Below are 19759 nucleotides of genomic sequence, written 5' to 3' on the forward strand. Positions count from 1 at the left end.
TTATGGACAGCTTATTGAATGTTTTTGATTTTTCACAGTTAAACAACACCTCAAGGGAATGGTTGGTTTTACTGGCTATTTTGTTGGCGACTATGTTGGCGGTGATGGCGTGTGGCATGTTGATTTTTGGGCATCGTAATTCAGTGAAACGGCGTTTGGCGATGGTGAATGGTCAAGAATCTACAACGCCTAGCGCACGTTATTCTCCCAAAGTTTCCAATACATTAGAAAGCTTATCGTCTTATATTTTGCCAACCAATGAAAAAGAGAAAGAGGGCATTCGGCATAAACTGATGCACGCCGGTTTCTATCAAAAATCCGCGGTAACGAATTTTTATGCGATCAAATTATTCGCTTCTCTATGTTGTTTATTTTTAGCGGCGTTGATTTATATCTTTATGAGTGGAGAGGTTTCTGTCTCGACCTTGTTTATCGTCGCGATTGCAATAGGGGTTTTTCTACCGAATATTGTGCTGAACCATTTAATTAAACGTAGACAGAGAGAAATCCGTAACGGTATTGCCGACATGTTGGATTTATTGGTGGTGTGTACGGAGTCGGGATTAGGTTTTGTGGCATCGTTACGCCGAGTGAGCGATGAGTTGTATATCTCTCACCCTGAATTAGCCGATGAACTGGATACGGTGTGCGTCAAAATTAAGGCTGGGATTGAAATGCCTGATGCGTTTCATGGACTGATCACTCGGACAGGGCTTGAGGAATTCCGCGGTTTAGTCGCATTGCTCTCTCATGCGAATAAAATCGGGGGCAGTATTGCCAAAACGCTCAGAGATTACGCCGATGACTACCGTGATAAACGCAATCAAGCGGCAGAAGAGATCGCCGCGAAAATTCCGACCCAGATGTTATTTCCTATGCTGATTTTTATCTGGCCGTGCTTTTTTATTGTTGCGGTTGGCCCTGCGATTTTATCGTTGATGGATGCCTTTAAATAACAAGCGTTTACATTTGAGCACTTAAGGAGAACCCCATGCAAAAATGGATAATGTTGATGATGCTAGTTGCGCTACAGGGTTGTAGCTCAAACGATCAAGTGAATGCTTTTGATGATTCCTTATATTCAGGCAAGCCGGTAGATAGCTTAACGGCCAATGAAGCGCCAAAAACCGAAAAAGAGGCGATTACTCGAGGCGATAAAGCGTTGGCAAATAAAAAAATGGATTTAGCCTTATATGAATATATTCGCTCTTTAGAGTTTGATGATTTGGAATATGCGGATAAAACGTTAATTACTATTGGCGATATTCATCAAGCGAGAGGTAACGTACCTTTAGCGGAAAAGTCTTATTTAAGGGCGGTGGAAGAGAATCCGAATAATGTCACGGCGTTGGAAAATCTAGGCGTATTATACAGTCGTAATGGTAACTTACCGGATGGTCAGGTGTATTTTTATCGCGCGATTAATGCCGATCAAATTCGATTAAAGCAAAATGAGCCATTTGCTCGACATAAAGAGAGTATCACTGTCGAGCAAGTGGAAGCGCTTAAGTTAGATCCTCAATCACCTTTGCATGCTTATATAGGGCTTGGAATTTTAGCCGATGTGAATCAAGAGGGAGAGTTAGCTCAAGAGTATTATAAAAAAGCTTTAGCCATTGACCCTTTCTCTACATTAGCGAAATTAAATTTAGGTTATTCGTATTATATGCAGGGCAATGACAAACAAGCCCTCTTCTATACTAAGCAAGTTGTCGCATTGCAGCCTCAAAATAAACGAGCCACTAATAACCTTGCTCTTATTTATATCCGCCAAGGGCAGGTGACCAATGCGCTTAATGTGTTTATGAGAGTGATGCCAGATTATGAAGCGCTTAATAACGTAGGGTATTTATTGATGCTCAACCAACATCAAGAAGAATCAGTGCCTTACTTTAAGCGGGCCATTGATAAGAACCCCTCTTATTACCCATTAGCGAATGACAATTTATCGCGAGCTTTATCCGAAATTCGCGCGAAAAACCCAACGTAACCGCAAGCGATTGAAACCACATTGCTGCACCTTACTCGCCTCTGTGATGTTTCACCGAGGCGTTTTCTTGACGTCTAGTTATGCTTTTGAGGCACGATGTTTAAGCGACACACTTGGTGAGTGAATGGCTAGTTAGACTAGTGAGAAGCGGGCAGATTTAATCTACGCGTCACATCCATACAGTTATGCTCAATCCAAAATTGTGGCATGTAATAGTCTACGCTGACATGGCGATATTGATTGTTATCGATACGTAGGAAGGTTTTGTAACCGATAAAAGCGATTGCCCAAACGGATAATAAGATCAATACGCCATGAGCCATTTTCTTCACCGTGGAGGTTGAAGGTAAAGAGGATGCTTTTAACTTGGTGTTTGTTAACTCAGTGTTTGTTGCCCAAAATAAAGCCACGGAAATTGCCGCCAACCCCTGGCTGAGTGGCGTGTTGAGAACGCCTGAAATTAGGCTATAAGCAAAGCCAGATAACACCGTTATTCCTAATACTTGTCTCTTTTCATCTGTGCAGCTACAAACACGGTAAAAGGTCAGTAGTAATAGGCTGATGTAGCATAGTGTCGCGACGACTCCCCATTCGATTGCAATATTGAGCACAGAGTTATGTGTGGTGTGGGCAATTACGTCATTATTGCAGACAAAGGTATCGCCACCATGCCCCCAAAACGAGAGCATTGCGATGGCATTTCGCCATAAGGCTAGACGGTTGGAATCGCTTAATCGAATTTCTCCTTGTCCTTCCGGCCACATACCTTGTAGCCAATATTGCGGTAAAGGCGAAAAGAGCAACCACTTCATTAATAAGCCTAAAAATAACAAAGCCAATAACCATTTAAAACGTTGCGCTTTATTGGGGGAGAGAATCAGCCAAAGTAATATGCCGCCCATACTGGCGATAAATGCGCCGCGAGCATCGAGAGTCAATAATAGGCTGAAATGCATGATGACGGGGAGGGCATATAGCCAAGCTTTTGGTTTTAGTCTGTTCTGCCATGCCCAATAGAGTAAAGGTAAGATTAACCAGATTTGGATATGGTTAATATTTCTTGGATTCACAAAACTAAAAATGTAGCGATAGTTAGGGATCTCACCTTGCCAGGTTGCGACGCAGTGGAATAAAAATACCGAAGCGAAAAGGCTACATGTTAACCAAATATATAAACGTAAAATTAAATCATTATTTTGTGCTGCGACATTACGTAATAAGGCTGTCACGACAATAAACATTAACCCATAAGTAAAAACTGCCTGCGATTTGACCCAATATAAAGCGGTGATATTGGCAAATAACGCACAGGTCACCGCTAGCAATATGACTCTTTTGCTTAAGGAGGATTGGTTGAGAAATGAATCAATGATCGCGTTTCGTATGTTGCCAGAGCAAAGCATCACAAGCGCTGTGAGTAATAAATAAAAAATAACAAAGAAACGTTTAGTATCAAATAATGTGGTTGGGTCTAACCAATATGGCGTAAAGCTTAATAGGACACTGCCAACTAACATCAAAGACAATAAAAACTGAGGGTAGTAACGGACATTAATCAGCGTTGGTTGAATCACCATTGTTTTCATAAAGCGCCATCCATGGTTAAGCTTTATTTTGAGTATAGAAAACCCATTGAATTAAGGTGATATTTTTATTGTGATGAGTGGTTTAGTGTATTAAAAATGAGACGACACACCCTACAATGGCAAATGTGGTGACCAGTGTAATGATGGGAAGACGTAGGCTGCGTTGTATGAAAATTCCAATCAGGACGGCCACTATATCAAGGGAGTGGTGTACTGCTGAAATAAAAATAGGTTGGTATAAAGCAGCCATTAGTAAACCGACTACCGCCGCATTGACTCCTGCAATCATGGGGAAAACATACGAGTGTTGGCTTAATTGTTGCCACTGTTTAACCAACCCAATCACGAGCAAGAAACCCGGTAAGAAAATCATCAAAGTTGCCGATAAAGCGCCAACAATAGGCATGCTAGGCATCAGCATATAGCCAAGGTAAGTGGCGAAGGTAAACATTGGGCCTGGCATGGCTTGCGCTGCTGCATAGCCCGTCATAAAGCTATCGTTTGATAGTTGTTCGCCCACTGTGGATTGCAAAAGCGGTAACACCACATGACCACCGCCAAACACTAAGCTGCCGGCTGAGAAAAAATCTTTCAGCAACGTGAGCAATGCATGGTTACTCGGCCAAAATAATGACAGTGCAAATAATACTAGAAATAGGCTTAAGGCGAATTTAGCTGATAATGAAAAACGGATGGCGGTTGTAGTTTGATTAAAGGAAGCATGTTTGGAGGTACTAAAAAAGTGACCAAGCATTGCCGCGATAACTAAACAAACCATCTGGCTAATGGCGAATGGCCACAACAGGCAAATACTGGCGGTGAAGACGCATAAAGCTTGATGTTGCCTGTGCTGGCAAAACTGTTTGAACATAGTGTAGGTCGCATCAAATACCACGACGACGGCCAGTAATTTTAATCCATGGATAATGCCTTGCATCCAAGAGTTGTCTAACCATTGCTGGCTAAAGGCGGCGATGGCGATCATCAAGATGACTGATGGTAAGGTAAAACCAAGAAAAGCCAGAATTCCACCGAAAAGCCCCGCCCGTTGATAGCCAATCGCAAAGCCAATTTGACTAGAGCCTGGGCCCGGTAAAAACTGGCTAAACGCCACTAGTTGGGCATAGTCTTGTTCTGTAAGCCAGTGTCGTTTTTCAACAAAGGCTTGACGAAAGTAACCAATATGCGCGGCTGGGCCACCGAAGCTTACCCAGCCGAGTAGAAAGAAGGTTTTGAATAAGTCGAACATGAAGTCAAAATGATAAAGAAAATGTTAGGGTATATTGACTATAGTTTATGACAGTAGAATGAAAGGCGTTATCGTTACTCGAATCTCGGGCGTTTCGTTGCTCGAATAAACCAAAAGCGCGGATCGAGCACCGAGAAACGAAAACCATTTTATCCGTTCTTCCTTATCATTCCTATCTTGACTGTTCGGGCGACATTTTCCGCTAGGTTAGCCATATTCACTTCTGCTTCAGCAAAGGCGGTTTCTAAATCAAACGGTCTTGGAATCGCGGCAAACACAGCGTCAATACCATGTTCATAAACCGCTTGGTAGTTATCGCCAACACAACCTGCAAGTGCAATCACTGGTAAGTCGAACTTCTTAGCAGCTTTGGCGATCCCGACAGGGGTTTTGCCATGGGCACTTTGCCAGTCAATACGGCCTTCACCGGTGATCACTAAATCGGCGCCTTGCAAGTGAGAATCGATCGATAAGGTTTCTAATACAATGTCGATCCCGGGCTTTAAAGTGGCGGATGTAAACCCTAAAAAGGCCGCTCCAAGTCCACCGGCGGCACCCGCGCCCGGCAGGTCTTTGACTTGTCTATCAAACTGAGAAGCAATTAAGTCAGCATAATCACTTAATGCTTGATCGAGTAATTGAGTATCTTCTGTTGTTGCGCCTTTCTGCTTGCCAAAGGTCGCGGTAGCACCGTGCTCGCCACACAATGGATTATTCACATCACTCGCTATCACAATCTCACAAGCGGCAAGTTGAGAATGTAGGCCGTCTACATTAATCGACTTAATTTGAGTTAAGCCGATGCCATTACCTGAAATCGGATGGCTGTTGTCATCAAGAAAGGTAACGCCCAATGCTTCTAACATCCCCATACCACCATCATTGGTTGCACTGCCTCCTAAACCAATAATCAGTTTTTTAGCGCCGTTTTCTAAAGCGTGAGCGATTAATTCACCAGTACCAAAGCTGGTGGTGGCTTTAGGATCACGCTGCGCACTCGGCACGTGATGCAAACCACTGGCTGCCGCCATTTCAATCACTGCGGTGTGGCTTAACTCACCGCCTAACCGCCCATAAAAAGCGTCAACTTGATGTCCAAGAGGTCCTGTCACCGCGCAATCAATGATTTCTCCTTGTGTGGCATCCACCAAAGATTGCACCGTACCTTCACCGCCGTCCGCGAGTGGAATATGCACATAATCCGCCTCTTGCCAAACTCGCTTCAGCCCAGTTTCAATGGCTTGGCAAACTTGTTTCGCGGTTAAACTTTCTTTAAAAGAATCAGGGGCGATAATGATTTTCATACAGGACCTCAAGTTAAAGTTAAAGTAACACTAGGCTTAATAGATAAACCAAGATCATTGCAGTAATCCCTTGGACTAACGTTGCCATGGTTTGCGCTCTATACGCCAAACCAACACTCATACGACTAAATTGGGATACTACCCAGAAGAAACTGTCATTGGCGTGAGATACCGTCATTGCACCAGCGCCGATAGCCATGACGGTTAAGACACGCCCCATCTCAGAATCTAAGCCTAATTGAGCCAATAGTGGAGCAACCAATGCTGAGGTGGTCACCAAAGCAACGGTTGAAGAACCTTGTGCTGATTTCAGTGCTGCAGCCACAATAAATGGCATAAAGATCCCTACACCTAAAGTAGAAAGGGTCGTCCCTAAATATTCACCAAGAGGGGTGGCTTTTAAAACGGCACCAAAGGCACCGCCAGCACCAGTGATCAGTAGGATTGGCGCTGCTGCAATAATCCCTTGACTGATTCTTTCGCTAAATTCAGTGATTTTTTGTTCAGATTTAAGTAATCGAGTGGCTAGCAATAAACCAATGAATAATGCCGTTAGCGGTTGTCCGAGAAACGCTAATGTGCTTTGAACACCACCATTGCCAAATGGCTGACTAGGAAAGTTAGCAATCGATGCCAAACAAATTAAAACAATGGGAACAAAGATAGGCGCGAACGCTTGGCCTGTGGTTGGAAGAGTACCATATGAAGCTTTAAGCGCTTTCCAATCTTGATTTTGTACTGAGAGTTGTTCATCCGTCTCAATGCCATCTGGTTCGACATTTGAGAAACGATTGGCCCAAAGCATACCTGCAATAGCCGCCACAGCAGCAACGAATATCCCAACGCCAATAACTAAACCTAGATTGGACTCTAATCCTAAATTACCCGCCGCCGCGATTGGACCCGGTGTAGGTGGCACAAAAGTATGGGTAGCGTATAGGCCAGTAGCAAGTGCAACACTCATTGCGACACTTGAAGTTTGCATGCGTTTTGCGAGAGATTCTTTCAGAGAATTTAAAATGACAAATCCCGAATCACAAAAAACCGGAATAGAAACTAAATAACCAATGATCGACATGGTTAAGGTAGGAAATGTTTGTCCTAAGCAGTTAATCACACTATCAGCCATGGTAATGGCCGCACCACTTTTTTCTAAAATAACGCCAATGATAGTACCAAGGACAATAACTAAGCCTATGTAACCTAAGATACCGCCAAAGCCCGAAGTAATCGTTTTGGCTATCGATTCAGGGGGTAAGCCATAGGCGAATGCGGCAATAAAAGCCGACATTAATAGTGCTAAGAATGGATGGATTTTAAATTTTGTGGTCGCAATAACGATAAACGCAATCACGGCCAAGAGGATTAATATCAGACTCATCGTAGGGTAACTCCATGTTTTAATTATTATGCTACGAAAGGATCGGTTTATCCGATTTAGGTTTGGGCTTTCGTAGACTTATTATTATCGATGAAGTTTTGAAGAATTACTTTGGACAGATAGCCAAATCGTGGGCAGTTAAATCATGCACAATTTGTTCATTTGAATAGTTTTTAGATCATTGTGTGATCTGGCAAGCAATATATAACTCGACCAATCCTGTAAAGTGATGTGGTGATATTTGGGTGATTTCTTCAATCTTATTCAAGCGATATCGGAGCGTATTTCTGTGGATATACAAGCTATTAGCGCATTTGGATAAGTTGCCTTGATGTTCAAATAAGCGATATAAAGTTTTGATTAACTGCCCTGAACGGTCTTGCGTTTTGAGTTTAACAATCGCGTTACATAATTGTTCACCTTGCCAGTTTTGTTTTAATGGCGAAAGCAGCACTGGCATACGCATATCTTCAAATAAATATTTGGTCTGTTTGGGATGGTAATGCTTGCCCAGTGTTAAGACTTGTTGAGCACTTTGAAAAGACCGCGGCATCTCCATTGGCGATGGAAAGTACTCACCAAGTGCAATGTGCAGGTGGTGAATATCTTGTTGTTGCAGTTGGTGGATGAGTTGATCGATGCGCTGGCTTTCTATTTGATAATCCCAACGCTCAGAGTGTTGTTGGCATGGCTTTAGCACCAAAATCTGATTCATGGCGATGACTGCGACGAGGTTATTGCGTTGAGGGTACTCTAAGAGTTCAACCACTTTGCGGATGGTCGTTAACTGATTACTCTGTGGCGTTTCAGCCAGCTCAATTAAGACGGCGACTCGTGGTTGCTCAATATTTATCGATAACCGCTGCGCCCAATGTTCAAGCGCTTCTTCGGTTAGTTCATTGTTGACCCATGAGGAGATAAATTCCTCGATGTGGCGCTTATCCCACTGTAATTGTTCAATGAGCAGTGACCGCTCGATGATCATTTCAGAAGTCATTTTGACTAACGCGGCGTAGTTGCGGATCTCATCTGGGTTTCCGGTGATGCCTACCACGCCAATAATGGTGTCATCATGTTTTAAGACTAAGTTGATACCCGGTTTAACGCCTTTTAGATTCTGACTGGTCTGTTGGGTGATTTCTGTGGTGTCACCATGTTGAATCGCTAGCAAGGCACCATCGTGCAGTTGACCAATTCGTGTGGGATCGCCGCTGCTGATGATGACACCGTGGTCATTCATCACGTTGATGTTGGTATCAATGATCGCCATGGTGCGATCAACGATTTGTTGGGCGAGTTGGGTATCTAAATACATGAAAAAGCCGCGAGCAAAGGGTGAGTATTATTACCCTAACCTAGTCGGCTTATTTCGTCATAATGGCGTGATGATTTTGTGAAAGTGCACAAAAAACGCTTAAGAGGCTAGATGAAAAGCTTGCTTTAATGCTTTCAAATAATCTTCATCTCGGCACATGCTTTTACCCGGTTCATCTGAAATTTTCGCAACCGGTTTACCTTGGCAGGCGGTGAGTTTGAGTACAATGTTGAGGCTATCCACATTGGGAATGTCGCAAGTTAATTTAGTCCCAATACCAAAGCTGGTTTGCACCCGATGAGCGAAGTGTTGATAGATCTCGATGGCTTTGGTTAGGGATAAACCATCTGAAAAAACCAGCACTTTCGAGCTCGGATCGATACCTAGCTTTTGATAATGCGCAATGGCTTTTTCTCCCCACTCGATAGGATCACCACTGTCATGGCGTAAGCCGATAAACGTATTGGCCAGTGTTGGTGTAAAGTCGCGTAAAAAGGCATCCATGTTAATGCAATCGGTCAGCGCGATGCCTAACGTATCAGGGTATTCTTTTATCCAAGTATGCAAAGCCAATTGTTGAGAATCGGCAAGCTCTCCGGCTAATTGCTGGTGGGCTTGAAACCATTCATGGGCTTGAGTGCCAACCGGCTTTAATCCTTTTTTGAAGGCAAGGTAGTAGTTTGATGTGCCATCAAATTGAGGGAAGTGTTCAATTAATTGATCGACAATACTGGCCTGCACCGCTTTGGAAAAACGGCGACGGGTGCCAAAGTCGATTAAGGAAAATCCAGAGAGATCTAAATCAGGGGCACTTTGTTTTAGTTGAGCAAGTTTGTGGTGCAAATGCTGACAGGCTTGCTCAACGCTGGCTTGCGGATAACGACTGCGTCCTCGAATTTCACTGATGATCGCTAAGAGTGGAACTTCCCACAAAATGACATCCAACCATTTACCACGAATGGTAATGGCGAGTTGCTCACCATCTTGACGTACTTCAATGTTGCTTTGCTGAAAACGAAATGATGTTAAATATTCAATGTAGTCCGATTTAAAGAAGGGCAGCTTAGCAAGATAATTTAATTCTTCAGCTTGAAATTGTAGCTGACATAAGTGGCTAATTTGTTCCATCACTTCATCAAAGTACGGTCGTAAATCTTCTTGGCTCCGGCAGTGAAATTCTGCCACCACATCAACATCAGGGTATTGATGAAACACCGCTTGTTGCATGTGTAGCTTATAAGCGTCGGTATCAAGTAATGATGTGATAATGGCCGACGAGGGCTCAAGGTGATGGGATGCTACAGTCATAACTACTATTTGATAATGAGGTAATCCGAGTAGTGTACCTGATCTTCACCTAATTGAAAAAGCGCAGAAGAAGGAGAGCGGTGGAGAGCTTAATAAGTATTTGGCCTATGATGATCTAAAAGCTTTTAGATCATAGTAACCCTTCCTTGTTTTGTATAATAAAAATCCCGCCATAATGACGGGATTTCAATAGGTTAGTTTGTACAGCTTTTTTCATGCTTAGGTTGTATGGTATTTGGCCTACCATAACCTTAATACTATTTTTGCTGTTAACAACAACCTTGTCATTTCAAATACCAAGACAATTAGTTATTTGAATGCAGCTCGCTATTTAACTCAACCGCAGACTTATTCGTTAAGCATTCAATCTTGCCAGTGACTGAGTTACGACGGAATAGTAGGTCTGGTTTACCAGCTAAATCGCGCGCTTTCGCCACTTCTACTTCATTACCTGAAGCATCAAGCATCGTAACTTTAGTGCCCGCTGTGATGTAAAGACCCGATTCAATCGTACAACGATCACCCAGTGGGAAACCAAGACCTGCGTTGGCACCTAGTAGGCTGTTCTCGCCAATAGAGATCACCACTTTACCGCCGCCTGATAGTGTACCCATGATGGAAGCACCACCACCGATGTCAGAACCTTCGCCAACCATTACACCGGCTGAAATACGGCCTTCAACCATGCTGACACCAGTTGTACCAGCGTTGAAGTTGATGAAGCCTTCGTGCATGACAGTGGTGCCTTCGCCGACATGTGCGCCAAGACGTACGCGAGAGGTATCAGCAATACGTACACCGGTTGGAACAATGTAATCGACCATTTTCGGGAACTTATCTACGCAATCGACAGTTAGTGTTTCGCCATTTAAGCGAGCTTCAATTTGACGGCTTGCTAATTCAGGAAGATCGATCGGCCCTTGGTTAGTCCATGCAATGTTGTGCAGTAGACCAAAAATACCATCAAGTACGATGCCATGTGGCTTCGCTAAACGATGAGAGATCAATTGAAGTTTTAGGAAGCCTTCAGCGACAGAGCTTGGTTGCTCATCTTTAGCAAGAACAACTAATACCAGTGGTTGAGAAGATTGCGCGGCTTTTTCGGCAAAATCAGCATTCGCAATGTCACCATTTGCTGCAAATGCAGTCGATAGTTCACCAGCAAGCTCATTGCTGATTTCAATCGCTTGGTTGCCTTCTGAGTATCCTGAAACCTGCGCAATTGCTGCAACAAGTGCATCTGATGGGTTTAAGACTGGGCTTGGGAAAAATGCTTCGATGATTTTACCATCACGGTTTTTGGTAGCCGTACCAAAGGCAAGTGCGAAATGTGCCATTTAAAAATCTCTCCATATAAAGTAAAGGGTAAACGTGTATTTACCGATTGAATTGCAAATGTTGTCTCCAATCATAATGATTGCTAGCCAGTGTGGAAAGGCTTGAAGGGAAAATAATCAGCATTGAACTGCATTATTATTCATGTTTTTTGTCACTCTTCGGTCTTTATTGGAGGATTCACCCCAATAGGTAGAAAATAGACTCCGAGTTCTTGTTGGAGTATTTTTGCGACGGCTAGATAAAAAGCACAACAACCGCATAGGATCCCAACCAAACTTGCTATCACATTAATAGATGGCGATGGAATAAATTGCTGCAGTGCTAGCAGGAGATACAACACGGCTAAAGAGGTGAAAATGGCGAAATCCATCAAGCTTAATTGGCGAGCGATGATAGCCATGATGCTCGTAAATATTCCCCATAACAGGAAATAACAGCCAACCAAGGCTGTCGGAGGAGTTAGAGAGATATTCATTAAAGGAAATAATAAAATCCCAACATAAGATAGCCAATAGAGACCATAGGCACTAAACGTGATCCCAGCAAAAGTATGACCTTGTTTGTACTCGACCAGCCCGATAAAAAGTTGAGTCCCACCTCCAAAAATAAGTGCCATTGAAATGATTAATGCATTTAATGGAAATAACCCGAATCCGTGCAAGTTCACCAATATACTGGTCAAGCTAAACGCAAATAGCCCTAATGGCGTGTAATCAATAGAAAAGGATTTCATAGAGTGAGTGGATGAATAATTAAACTGTGAGAATAGTAATAGCACTCTAACAAAGAAGTGTGAATGATTGCATTCAAAATTGTACACAATGGTTAGGTTTCGTTTTCGGGAAGATCAATTAACGGTATTAATATCACTTCCCATTCTATTTGCTACTTACGCTGCTTGCTCTAAAGCAGGAGGCGTTAAGTAATATTGCCAAACGTCATGATATAGGCTTAGTGATTGATTTCTAAGCTGATTGACTTTCGATTTTTCAAACTCATTGAGATTTCGATTTTCGATCATCGCGGTACGCTCAATGTGCTGAATTTTTTCATAAAGAACGTGTTCCTCACCACTTTTAATTTTAGCAATTTCATCTAAATGGAATTGCACTTCGGCGATAAGGCCAGAATGGGGCATTTGAACCAGTACCTTTAGATCGCGATAACCAGAAGGTGCGGGGGTTTTAAAACGATTTTTGACCTGTAGTACGCTTGCTTGCTGGTGAAGTTGTTGATAGGCCCTAACCAGGCTTGGTAAATCTTGCGCAACAATGGTTGCCCGTGCTAAATCGGTAATTCTATCCGCTTGTCCGTTGAGTTTTTTCTCGACTTTTTCTTTTGCTCGCTGCTGAGATTTTACGCCAGCAAAGGCTGGTTGAGTGTGAGTATTTAAGGCAATACTTTTACACAGCACTTCTAATTCATGTTGAGCTTGTGGGGCTTGTGAATAGAGATGGTCAAAATTACCAATAGGCTGCCTGAGCGTATCGGAGTGAATATCTGGAATACTGTATAAGCCACTGAGAGAATGTTTAAAGGCTTGAGGACACGATTGATTGATTTGTGGACGGGATTGCGATGATTGTACTTGATTCAACTGAATAGCATACGCCGGGGTGCGGCTGAGTAGCAGCAACATGATTGTTGTCGTACGTAAGAAAAACTTCATAAGCAACCTCTATCAGACAATAAAACGGGGAACCTAAAGGATATGTTTTGTCTTGGTGCGAATAAATTTTCTATGTTCAACGACTATTTGGAAAAACGAGAGTGAGAAAACTGTCGTAAGCTAATCGTGTTGAATCAACGCTGATACTTACAATAGCAGAGTGTAAGTCGAGAAGATGTTATGGAAGTTTCAGCTTTCGGTATTAATTGTGAATTAACCGTAAGGGAATGTAAAAACAGCCAGTTGCTATGGGGCTAACTGGCTGTTTCATTTGTATAGTGAAGTACAGGCTTATGCTGCTTCGCTATCTTTATCTGTGCTTTTCGGCGCTTTGGCTTTTTTTTCTGTAGGACGACGTTTAGCCCCTAAAGCGAATAATACTTCATCTTTATTTTGTGCAAGATACATAGATAACTCTTCTTTTTGGTTATCATCTTCAATGATCTTGCTGCTTTCTAACAAAGTGAATAGTTCGTCCGCCATATCCAACATTTTGTCATAAGCGTCAGCTTCAGCCTTGGAAGTAAAAGTCATCTTTTCTTCTCCGTTGCGTTCCACCACGTACTTGACGATTACAGCCATGGTTATCCTCGTATGCAATTTTTTGAATGTATTTAATACCAACGTTTATTACTGGTATAACTGTTTTTTTATACAGTTAATTTTGGTAAATGTCCAGCAGTTATCGTTTTTGTTATGCGATGCTAGATTGAAGTGAGCATTTTCCAATCAGTACAAAATTGCATAAAGGTTTTCAGTAATGGGCTTTGGTATTTTTCTTTGTGTACCAGTAGCCAAAAACGACGCGTCATATCGAGTGGTACTTTTAACTCAACAACCCGATTATCTCGAATGGCCGATTGTGCCGCTAAGCGAGATAGACAAGCTAAACCAAGGTTGGCCGCAGTGGCATTGATAATGGCTTCCGTAGTATTGAGTTGGAATGACTCTGTCCATATTTCAATCCGTGGAGCGACGGTACGTAAGAAAAATTCTCGAGTTCCCGAACCTGCTTCACGTAGTAACCACTGGGTATTTTCCAAATCGCCAGCTTTGATTGAGCCTACTTGGGCGAGAGGGTGATTGGGCGCGCAGACGATACACATTTCATCTTGGTTCCAAGGCCGCATTAAAAGTTGGTCGGATTGTACTTTTCCTTCTACCAATCCTAAATCGAGCTCGTAATCAGTCAGCTTTTCACAAATCAAACTGGTATTGGAGATTAATAAGCTTTGTTGCTGATGCTGTGAGTGTCGGCGAAAGTCTCGCAGCAAATAAGGTGCAACTTGGTTACCTATGGTATCACTGGCACCAATTTTCAATTGACCATGTAGAGACTGATCAAACTGAAACATGTGTTGAATGTCTTCACTACGGTGCAGAAGTTCATCGGCAAGGGGTAATAAACGTTTGCCTTCTTGATTTAAAACCAAGCGGTTATTGACACGATCAAACAGGACATGACCTAGTTGCTTTTCCAGTTCCCCTAAAGACAAGCTCACGGCGGCTTTAGATAGAAATAACTTTTCAGCTGCCGCGGTTAAGGTTTTGTGTTGAGTCAGTGCGGTGAATACTTTGAGTTGTTTGAGTGTCACATTGGTCGCCATAGTGGATCTCGATTTATGTTTTATTTATTTAAACGGTTGTTAAATATAATTAGATATATTTAAACATTGTGCAAGGTTATTATGTGCTCATTGGTTACTTTTACCCTGTGAGGCAATGATGAATCAGACGATTAAGACCCGAATTGCTGGCGCTCCAACTCCTATGGCTGGACTGGCTTTAGGTATCGCGAGTTTAGGATGGTGCTGGGAAAATGCCTTGCCACTTAATGGTTATGCTCAACACTGGAGTGCTGGGATTGCTTCGGTTTTATTAGTTATTTTAACGATTAAGTTTATTTTTCATCCCAAATTGATTGCCAATGATATCGCGCATCCTGTTGTCGGCAGTGTTGTTCCTACATTCTCAATGGCAACAATGGTGGTATCAAGTACTGTCGGGCATGTTAACCCTGTTTTGGGCGATAGTTTGTGGTTATTCGCGGTAGGGCTGCATATTATTTTCTTAGCCGCATTTATTTACCATAGAGCAAAAGAATTTAAAGTTCATCACATGGTGCCGAGTTGGTTTGTACCGCCGATTGGTATCATTGTGGCAGACGTTTCGTATTCAGGTAATCCAACACTTTCTTGGATTGCGTATTCCGTATTGGTGTTTGGTATTGCCTGTTATGCCGTTATGCTACCGATGATGATTTATCGTTTTATTTTTTGTCAGCAAGTACCCGATGCGGCGAAGCCAACCTTGGCCATTATGGCCGCACCTGCAAGCTTATCACTGGCGGGTTATTTAACCTTTACGCCTGAGCCGTCTTTGTTATTAGTGATGAGCTTAATGACGCTTGCGCTACTGATGACAGTGCTCATTTATTTAGCGTTTTTTAAGTTGTTAATGTTGCCTTTTAGTCCCGGTTATGCGGCTTTTACGTTTCCTATGGTGATTGGCGCCACCGCGCTATTTAAAACGGCGCATTGGATGGCGACGGTGGAGGTCTTAGCCCAATATCGGGAGTCGATTCAATTATTGGCGATGGGGGAGCTTATCGTGGCAACACTGATTGTGGCGTATGTCGCGTTGCGTTATTGGATGTTCTATCGCCCACATCAATTACTTGGGCTGCCAACAAGAACCATCGATATAAATAATAGAGTTAATAATCACTAATACATTCGGTTAAACAATTTCAACCCCCTAAGGCACTTATGCTAATCTGTGACTATCTGAGCCCTGTAGCGTGAGTGCCTTGTGTTTACTGTTTACCATTCCAATCAAGTTGATGTTTTAAAGTCTCTACTGGTTGAGCTGATCCGTTTAAACCCGCTAGAGAACCCATTCCAAGCGGAACAAATTTTGGTGCAAAGTCCTGGTATGTCGCAGTGGCTGAAAATGGAGCTTGCCAAAGAATTTGGTGTCGCGGCGAATCTCGAATTTCCACTTCCCGCGACCTTCATTTGGAATTTGTTTACCCAAGTTTTACCTGATGTTCCTAAGCGTAGTGCATTTAATAAAGATGCGATGACGTGGAAGTTGATGCAAATTCTGCCTACTCAGTTAGAACAGCCTGAATTTTCGCCATTAAAGCGCTATTTAGAATGCGATGACGATCAATCAAAACGTTATCAATTAGCCGAAAAAATTGCCGATATTTTCGATGGCTATTTAGTGTATCGTCCAGAATGGATCGCCGCCTGGGAAGCAGGGGAAACCGTTAATGAATTGGATGGCGAGCATCCGTGGCAACCTATTTTGTGGCAGGCTTTATACGATCAAACCGTTTCGCTAGGTCAGTCGCCGTATCATCGTGCCAATTTATATGAACACTTTATTGATATGCTGCAAAGCTATGTCGGCGACGTAAGCCAACAAGCCAACCTGCCTAAACGTTTATTTGTGTTTGGTATTACCGCATTACCTCCTCGTTATATGGATGCGTTGCATGCTCTAGGTGAACATATTGATGTGCATTTAATGTTTACCAACCCTTGCCGTTATTACTGGGGCGAAGTGCGCGATCGTAAATATTTAGCCAAACTGGCCGCGAAATCCCGTCAAATTGTCCATAGTGAGCAATCTTCAGCTTGGCTGAAAGGCACGATAGAGCAAAATGCGCTGACAGAATCACAAACCTTGCACACTAAAGACGCCGTGGGGAATAGTTTACTTGCCTCAATGGGGAAATTGGGGCGCGATAATTTGTATTTATTGTCTCAGCTGGAAGCGAATGAAATTGATGCATTTGTCGAAATTGAGTCCGACAGTTTATTACACGCGATTCAGCAAGATATTTTAGAGTTACGCGAGCATCAAGACGACGACTTATCGGCGACAACGAGCGATTATAAACCCGTTGTTTTACCTGACGATACTTCAATTCAATTGCATGTCTGTCATAGCCCGATGCGAGAGGTGGAAGTATTACACGATCGCTTATTGGCCATGTTTGATGCAGACCCAGATTTAAACCCTCGCGATATTATTGTGATGGTGGCCGATATTAATGCCTACAGCCATGCGATTCAGGCAGTCTTTGGTAATGCTGCAGGTGAGCGCTATATCCCTTATTCGATTTCAGATCGCAGTGTTGATCAAGAAAACCCAATTCTCCAAGCCTTTATGCGTTTGATGTCGTTGCCAATGCGCCGCTGCCAAGCCTCGGAACTGCTTGAGCTACTTGAAGTTCCCGCCGTGATGCAGCGTTTTGCGATCAATGATGATGAGTTTGAACGTGTGACGCAATGGGTGCAACAGGTTGGAATTCGTTGGGGGTTGGATGAACAAACGGCTGCGCAATTTGACCTTCCTAGCCATAAACAAAATACCTGGCTATTTGGTATTGAACGCATGTTATTAGGCTATGCGATGCCTGAATCCGCAGGGCTTTATCATGCTGGTGATGATGTGATTGCCGCCTTTGATGAAGTACAAGGTTTAGATGCCGAACTGGCGGGTAAATTAGCCAGTTTTGTTAGCCTATTGCAGCAATATCGAGACCGGTTGTCGCAAGCTCAACAATTTTCGACATGGCAGCACTATTTGCTGTCGATGTTAGATGATTTTTTTGTGGTAGAACTAGAAGGTGAAGTGATTCTGGGGGCTATTCGAGATTGCATTCAGCAACTGAGTGAGCAATTGCACGATGCTGGATTTGAGCAAGATGAAGAAATTTCCCCACAAGTGCTTGAGCAATATCTGCAAAACCACCTGTCGAATGCACGAGTTAGCCAGCGTTTCTTAGCCGGACAAGTGAACTTTTGTACCTTGATGCCAATGCGCTCGATTCCTTTTAAAGCGGTGTGTTTATTAGGTATGAATGATGGGCTCTATCCACGTAGCGTGGCGCCCGAAGGTTTTGATCTGATTAATGGTCGCACACGTCAAGGCGATCGTTCACGCCGTGATGATGACCGTTATCTTTTCTTAGAAGCATTGTTATCTGCTCAACAATATTTGTACATCAGCTATGTGGGGCGATCCATTCAAGATAACAGTGATAAAGAGCCATCAGTGCTGGTGGCGGAATTATTAGAATATTGCCAGCAAAACTACACACTTTCAGAACATCAATCGCAGCCGAGTGATGAGTCTGGACAAGCATTAGTTGATCATTTAACGCATGTGCATCCTTTGGTGCCGTTTAGTGTACGTGCGTTTGATGGCAGTGATGCCGCGCTCGCCAGCTACGCCAAAGAGTGGTTGCCTGCCGCTCAACAAGCCAGCCAAGAACCAAGTAACCATGTTGCCCCGTCATTTATCCAATCGTTAGAACCTTATTATTTACAGTTGGATAAAGAGTCGAATGGTCAATATTGGCTAGAGTTGCAAGATCTACTGCGCTTTTGGCGTTTGCCAGTGAAGTACTTTTTCAATCAACGATTAAAAACCTATTTAGATATTAGCCCGCTATCGGTTAATCAAACGGACGATGAGCCTTTTGCGCTGAATGGCTTAGATAACTATTGGTTTGGTGAAAACTTACTTGAGCAATGGTTACAATCTTCGATGCCGACACTAGAGGAGTTTGATGAGTGCGCCAACGCGTATTTACAACAGCACCAAGCGAAAGGTCAATTACCGCTCGCCGGGTTTGGTGAACTAGCGGCACAAAAATTACAAGCCAATGTTCAGCCATTGGCCGCCGGTTTATTGCCTTATTTAGCAGGGTCTAAAACTGATGTGGAAATCTCACTCGAGTTCGAATTAACGCTCGGTGAATATAAGCAAACCCATCACTTAGCAGGTTGGCTGACTGGACAATATCAACAAGGCATGTTGCGTTATCGTAGTGGCGGAATTCATAGTGCGAACTTATTAGGGTATTGGATAGAACACTTATGTTTAAATGCAAGTGGGCACTCACTACCTACTCATTTATTTGGCGTGCGAAAAGGTCAAGTTCAGCAATTAGAGCTACAGCCTTTAACCTCAGAACAAGCCAAGCAACACTTACAATCTTTACTGGAAGCCTACTATCAGGGGATGGATGAACCATTATGGTTTGCTCCGAAATGTGCTTTTGCGGGCATCGAGCAAGGTTATGATAAGCAAGGGCAGTGGCTTGGTTTTGAAGATCAAGAAATCAAACAAAAAGCTTATCAGGCAATGGAAAACACCTTCAATGATAATTTCGTTTCAATGGGAGAAGGAAGTGATCACTATATTCAACGAGTTTGGAAACAATGGGATCATGAGCTTGCTGAATCATTAATACAAAAAGCTGAGCTTTGGCTGCGCCCGTTAATAGAACATTGCCAAGATCACAGTGATGACGAATAACATAACGTTTATCGTGGTTAAAAAGAAACGCCGCCAGCAAGTCATTATAAGTGTAGGGCGCTTGCTGGGCGGCGGAGAGTCGAGGTAATGGTTTTGTTTCTGTCTACTTTGGGCATTTTTTCAGTATTAAAACTGGGGTCATTGTTAGAAGCGAATCCATCGCTAAAACAACAAATAATGCCGTAGATCGTTATTAGATTATGTTTGCATTAAGCCAGTTAAACGTGAGTGGCTTGATGTGGCGGGAATAGTAAGCCGATAATGCAGTAAAAAATGTGAG

At 43.0% G+C, this 19759-nt stretch carries 15 protein-coding genes; 4 read left to right on the forward strand and 11 right to left on the reverse strand.

Going from position 1 to position 19759, the window contains the following annotated elements:
• Nucleotides 1-2: 2 nt before the first annotated feature.
• A complete protein-coding gene (locus VRUMOI_RS03840; protein WP_089137531.1) occupies nucleotides 3-956 on the forward strand; it encodes a type II secretion system F family protein in 954 nt (317 codons plus the stop codon).
• A 35-nt stretch (nucleotides 957-991) separates the two neighbouring features.
• Nucleotides 992-1990 (forward strand): tetratricopeptide repeat protein, encoded by a 999-nt coding sequence (locus VRUMOI_RS03845; protein WP_089137530.1) that lies wholly within the window; start codon nucleotides 992-994, stop codon nucleotides 1988-1990.
• A gap of 137 nt (nucleotides 1991-2127) precedes the next feature.
• Here the strand turns inward: VRUMOI_RS03845 and VRUMOI_RS03850 are convergent, their stop codons facing one another.
• From VRUMOI_RS03850 to VRUMOI_RS03900, 11 genes are all read right to left on the reverse strand, one after another.
• Complete coding sequence (locus VRUMOI_RS03850; RefSeq protein ID WP_089137529.1) at nucleotides 2128-3576, reverse strand: O-antigen ligase family protein; 1449 nt, start codon at nucleotides 3574-3576, stop codon at nucleotides 2128-2130.
• Between the two features lie 82 nt (nucleotides 3577-3658).
• Nucleotides 3659-4825 (reverse strand): chromate efflux transporter, encoded by a 1167-nt coding sequence (gene chrA, locus VRUMOI_RS03855; protein ID WP_089137528.1) that lies wholly within the window; start codon nucleotides 4823-4825, stop codon nucleotides 3659-3661.
• 149 nt (nucleotides 4826-4974) lie between these two features.
• Nucleotides 4975-6129: a glycerate kinase family protein gene (locus VRUMOI_RS03860; protein WP_089137527.1), complete on the reverse strand. Its 1155-nt coding sequence runs from the start codon at nucleotides 6127-6129 to the stop codon at nucleotides 4975-4977.
• Between the two features lie 19 nt (nucleotides 6130-6148).
• Nucleotides 6149-7510, reverse strand: coding sequence for a GntP family permease (locus VRUMOI_RS03865; protein ID WP_089137526.1), 1362 nt, complete (start codon nucleotides 7508-7510; stop codon nucleotides 6149-6151).
• A gap of 178 nt (nucleotides 7511-7688) precedes the next feature.
• Nucleotides 7689-8825 (reverse strand): sugar diacid recognition domain-containing protein, encoded by a 1137-nt coding sequence (locus VRUMOI_RS03870; protein ID WP_089137525.1) that lies wholly within the window; start codon nucleotides 8823-8825, stop codon nucleotides 7689-7691.
• A gap of 99 nt (nucleotides 8826-8924) precedes the next feature.
• A complete protein-coding gene (gene pncB, locus VRUMOI_RS03875; protein ID WP_089137524.1) occupies nucleotides 8925-10133 on the reverse strand; it encodes a nicotinate phosphoribosyltransferase in 1209 nt (402 codons plus the stop codon).
• A gap of 305 nt (nucleotides 10134-10438) precedes the next feature.
• Nucleotides 10439-11470 (reverse strand): 2,3,4,5-tetrahydropyridine-2,6-dicarboxylate N-succinyltransferase, encoded by a 1032-nt coding sequence (dapD, locus tag VRUMOI_RS03880; RefSeq protein WP_089137523.1) that lies wholly within the window; start codon nucleotides 11468-11470, stop codon nucleotides 10439-10441.
• Nucleotides 11471-11622: 152 nt separating this feature from the next.
• On the reverse strand, nucleotides 11623-12204 hold the full coding sequence (locus VRUMOI_RS03885) for an acetate uptake transporter (protein WP_089137522.1): 582 nt from the start codon (nucleotides 12202-12204) through the stop codon (nucleotides 11623-11625).
• 156 nt (nucleotides 12205-12360) lie between these two features.
• Complete coding sequence (locus tag VRUMOI_RS03890) at nucleotides 12361-13140, reverse strand: RelA/SpoT domain-containing protein (protein ID WP_089137521.1); 780 nt, start codon at nucleotides 13138-13140, stop codon at nucleotides 12361-12363.
• Between the two features lie 291 nt (nucleotides 13141-13431).
• Nucleotides 13432-13722 carry a YebG family protein gene (locus tag VRUMOI_RS03895; protein WP_089137520.1) on the reverse strand — a complete coding sequence of 97 codons (291 nt, stop codon included), beginning with the start codon at nucleotides 13720-13722 and terminating at the stop codon, nucleotides 13432-13434.
• 122 nt (nucleotides 13723-13844) lie between these two features.
• On the reverse strand, nucleotides 13845-14747 hold the full coding sequence (locus tag VRUMOI_RS03900) for a LysR family transcriptional regulator (protein ID WP_089137519.1): 903 nt from the start codon (nucleotides 14745-14747) through the stop codon (nucleotides 13845-13847).
• 118 nt (nucleotides 14748-14865) lie between these two features.
• Here VRUMOI_RS03900 and VRUMOI_RS03905 point away from each other — a divergent pair, with 118 nt between their 5' ends.
• Nucleotides 14866-15870: a TDT family transporter gene (locus VRUMOI_RS03905; protein WP_089137518.1), complete on the forward strand. Its 1005-nt coding sequence runs from the start codon at nucleotides 14866-14868 to the stop codon at nucleotides 15868-15870.
• Between the two features lie 81 nt (nucleotides 15871-15951).
• Nucleotides 15952-19479 (forward strand): exodeoxyribonuclease V subunit gamma, encoded by a 3528-nt coding sequence (gene recC / locus VRUMOI_RS03910; RefSeq protein WP_089137517.1) that lies wholly within the window; start codon nucleotides 15952-15954, stop codon nucleotides 19477-19479.
• Nucleotides 19480-19759 lie beyond the last annotated feature (280 nt).

This window comes from Vibrio rumoiensis, from assembly GCF_002218045.2.
Taxonomy (GTDB): Bacteria; Pseudomonadota; Gammaproteobacteria; order Enterobacterales; family Vibrionaceae; genus Vibrio; species Vibrio rumoiensis.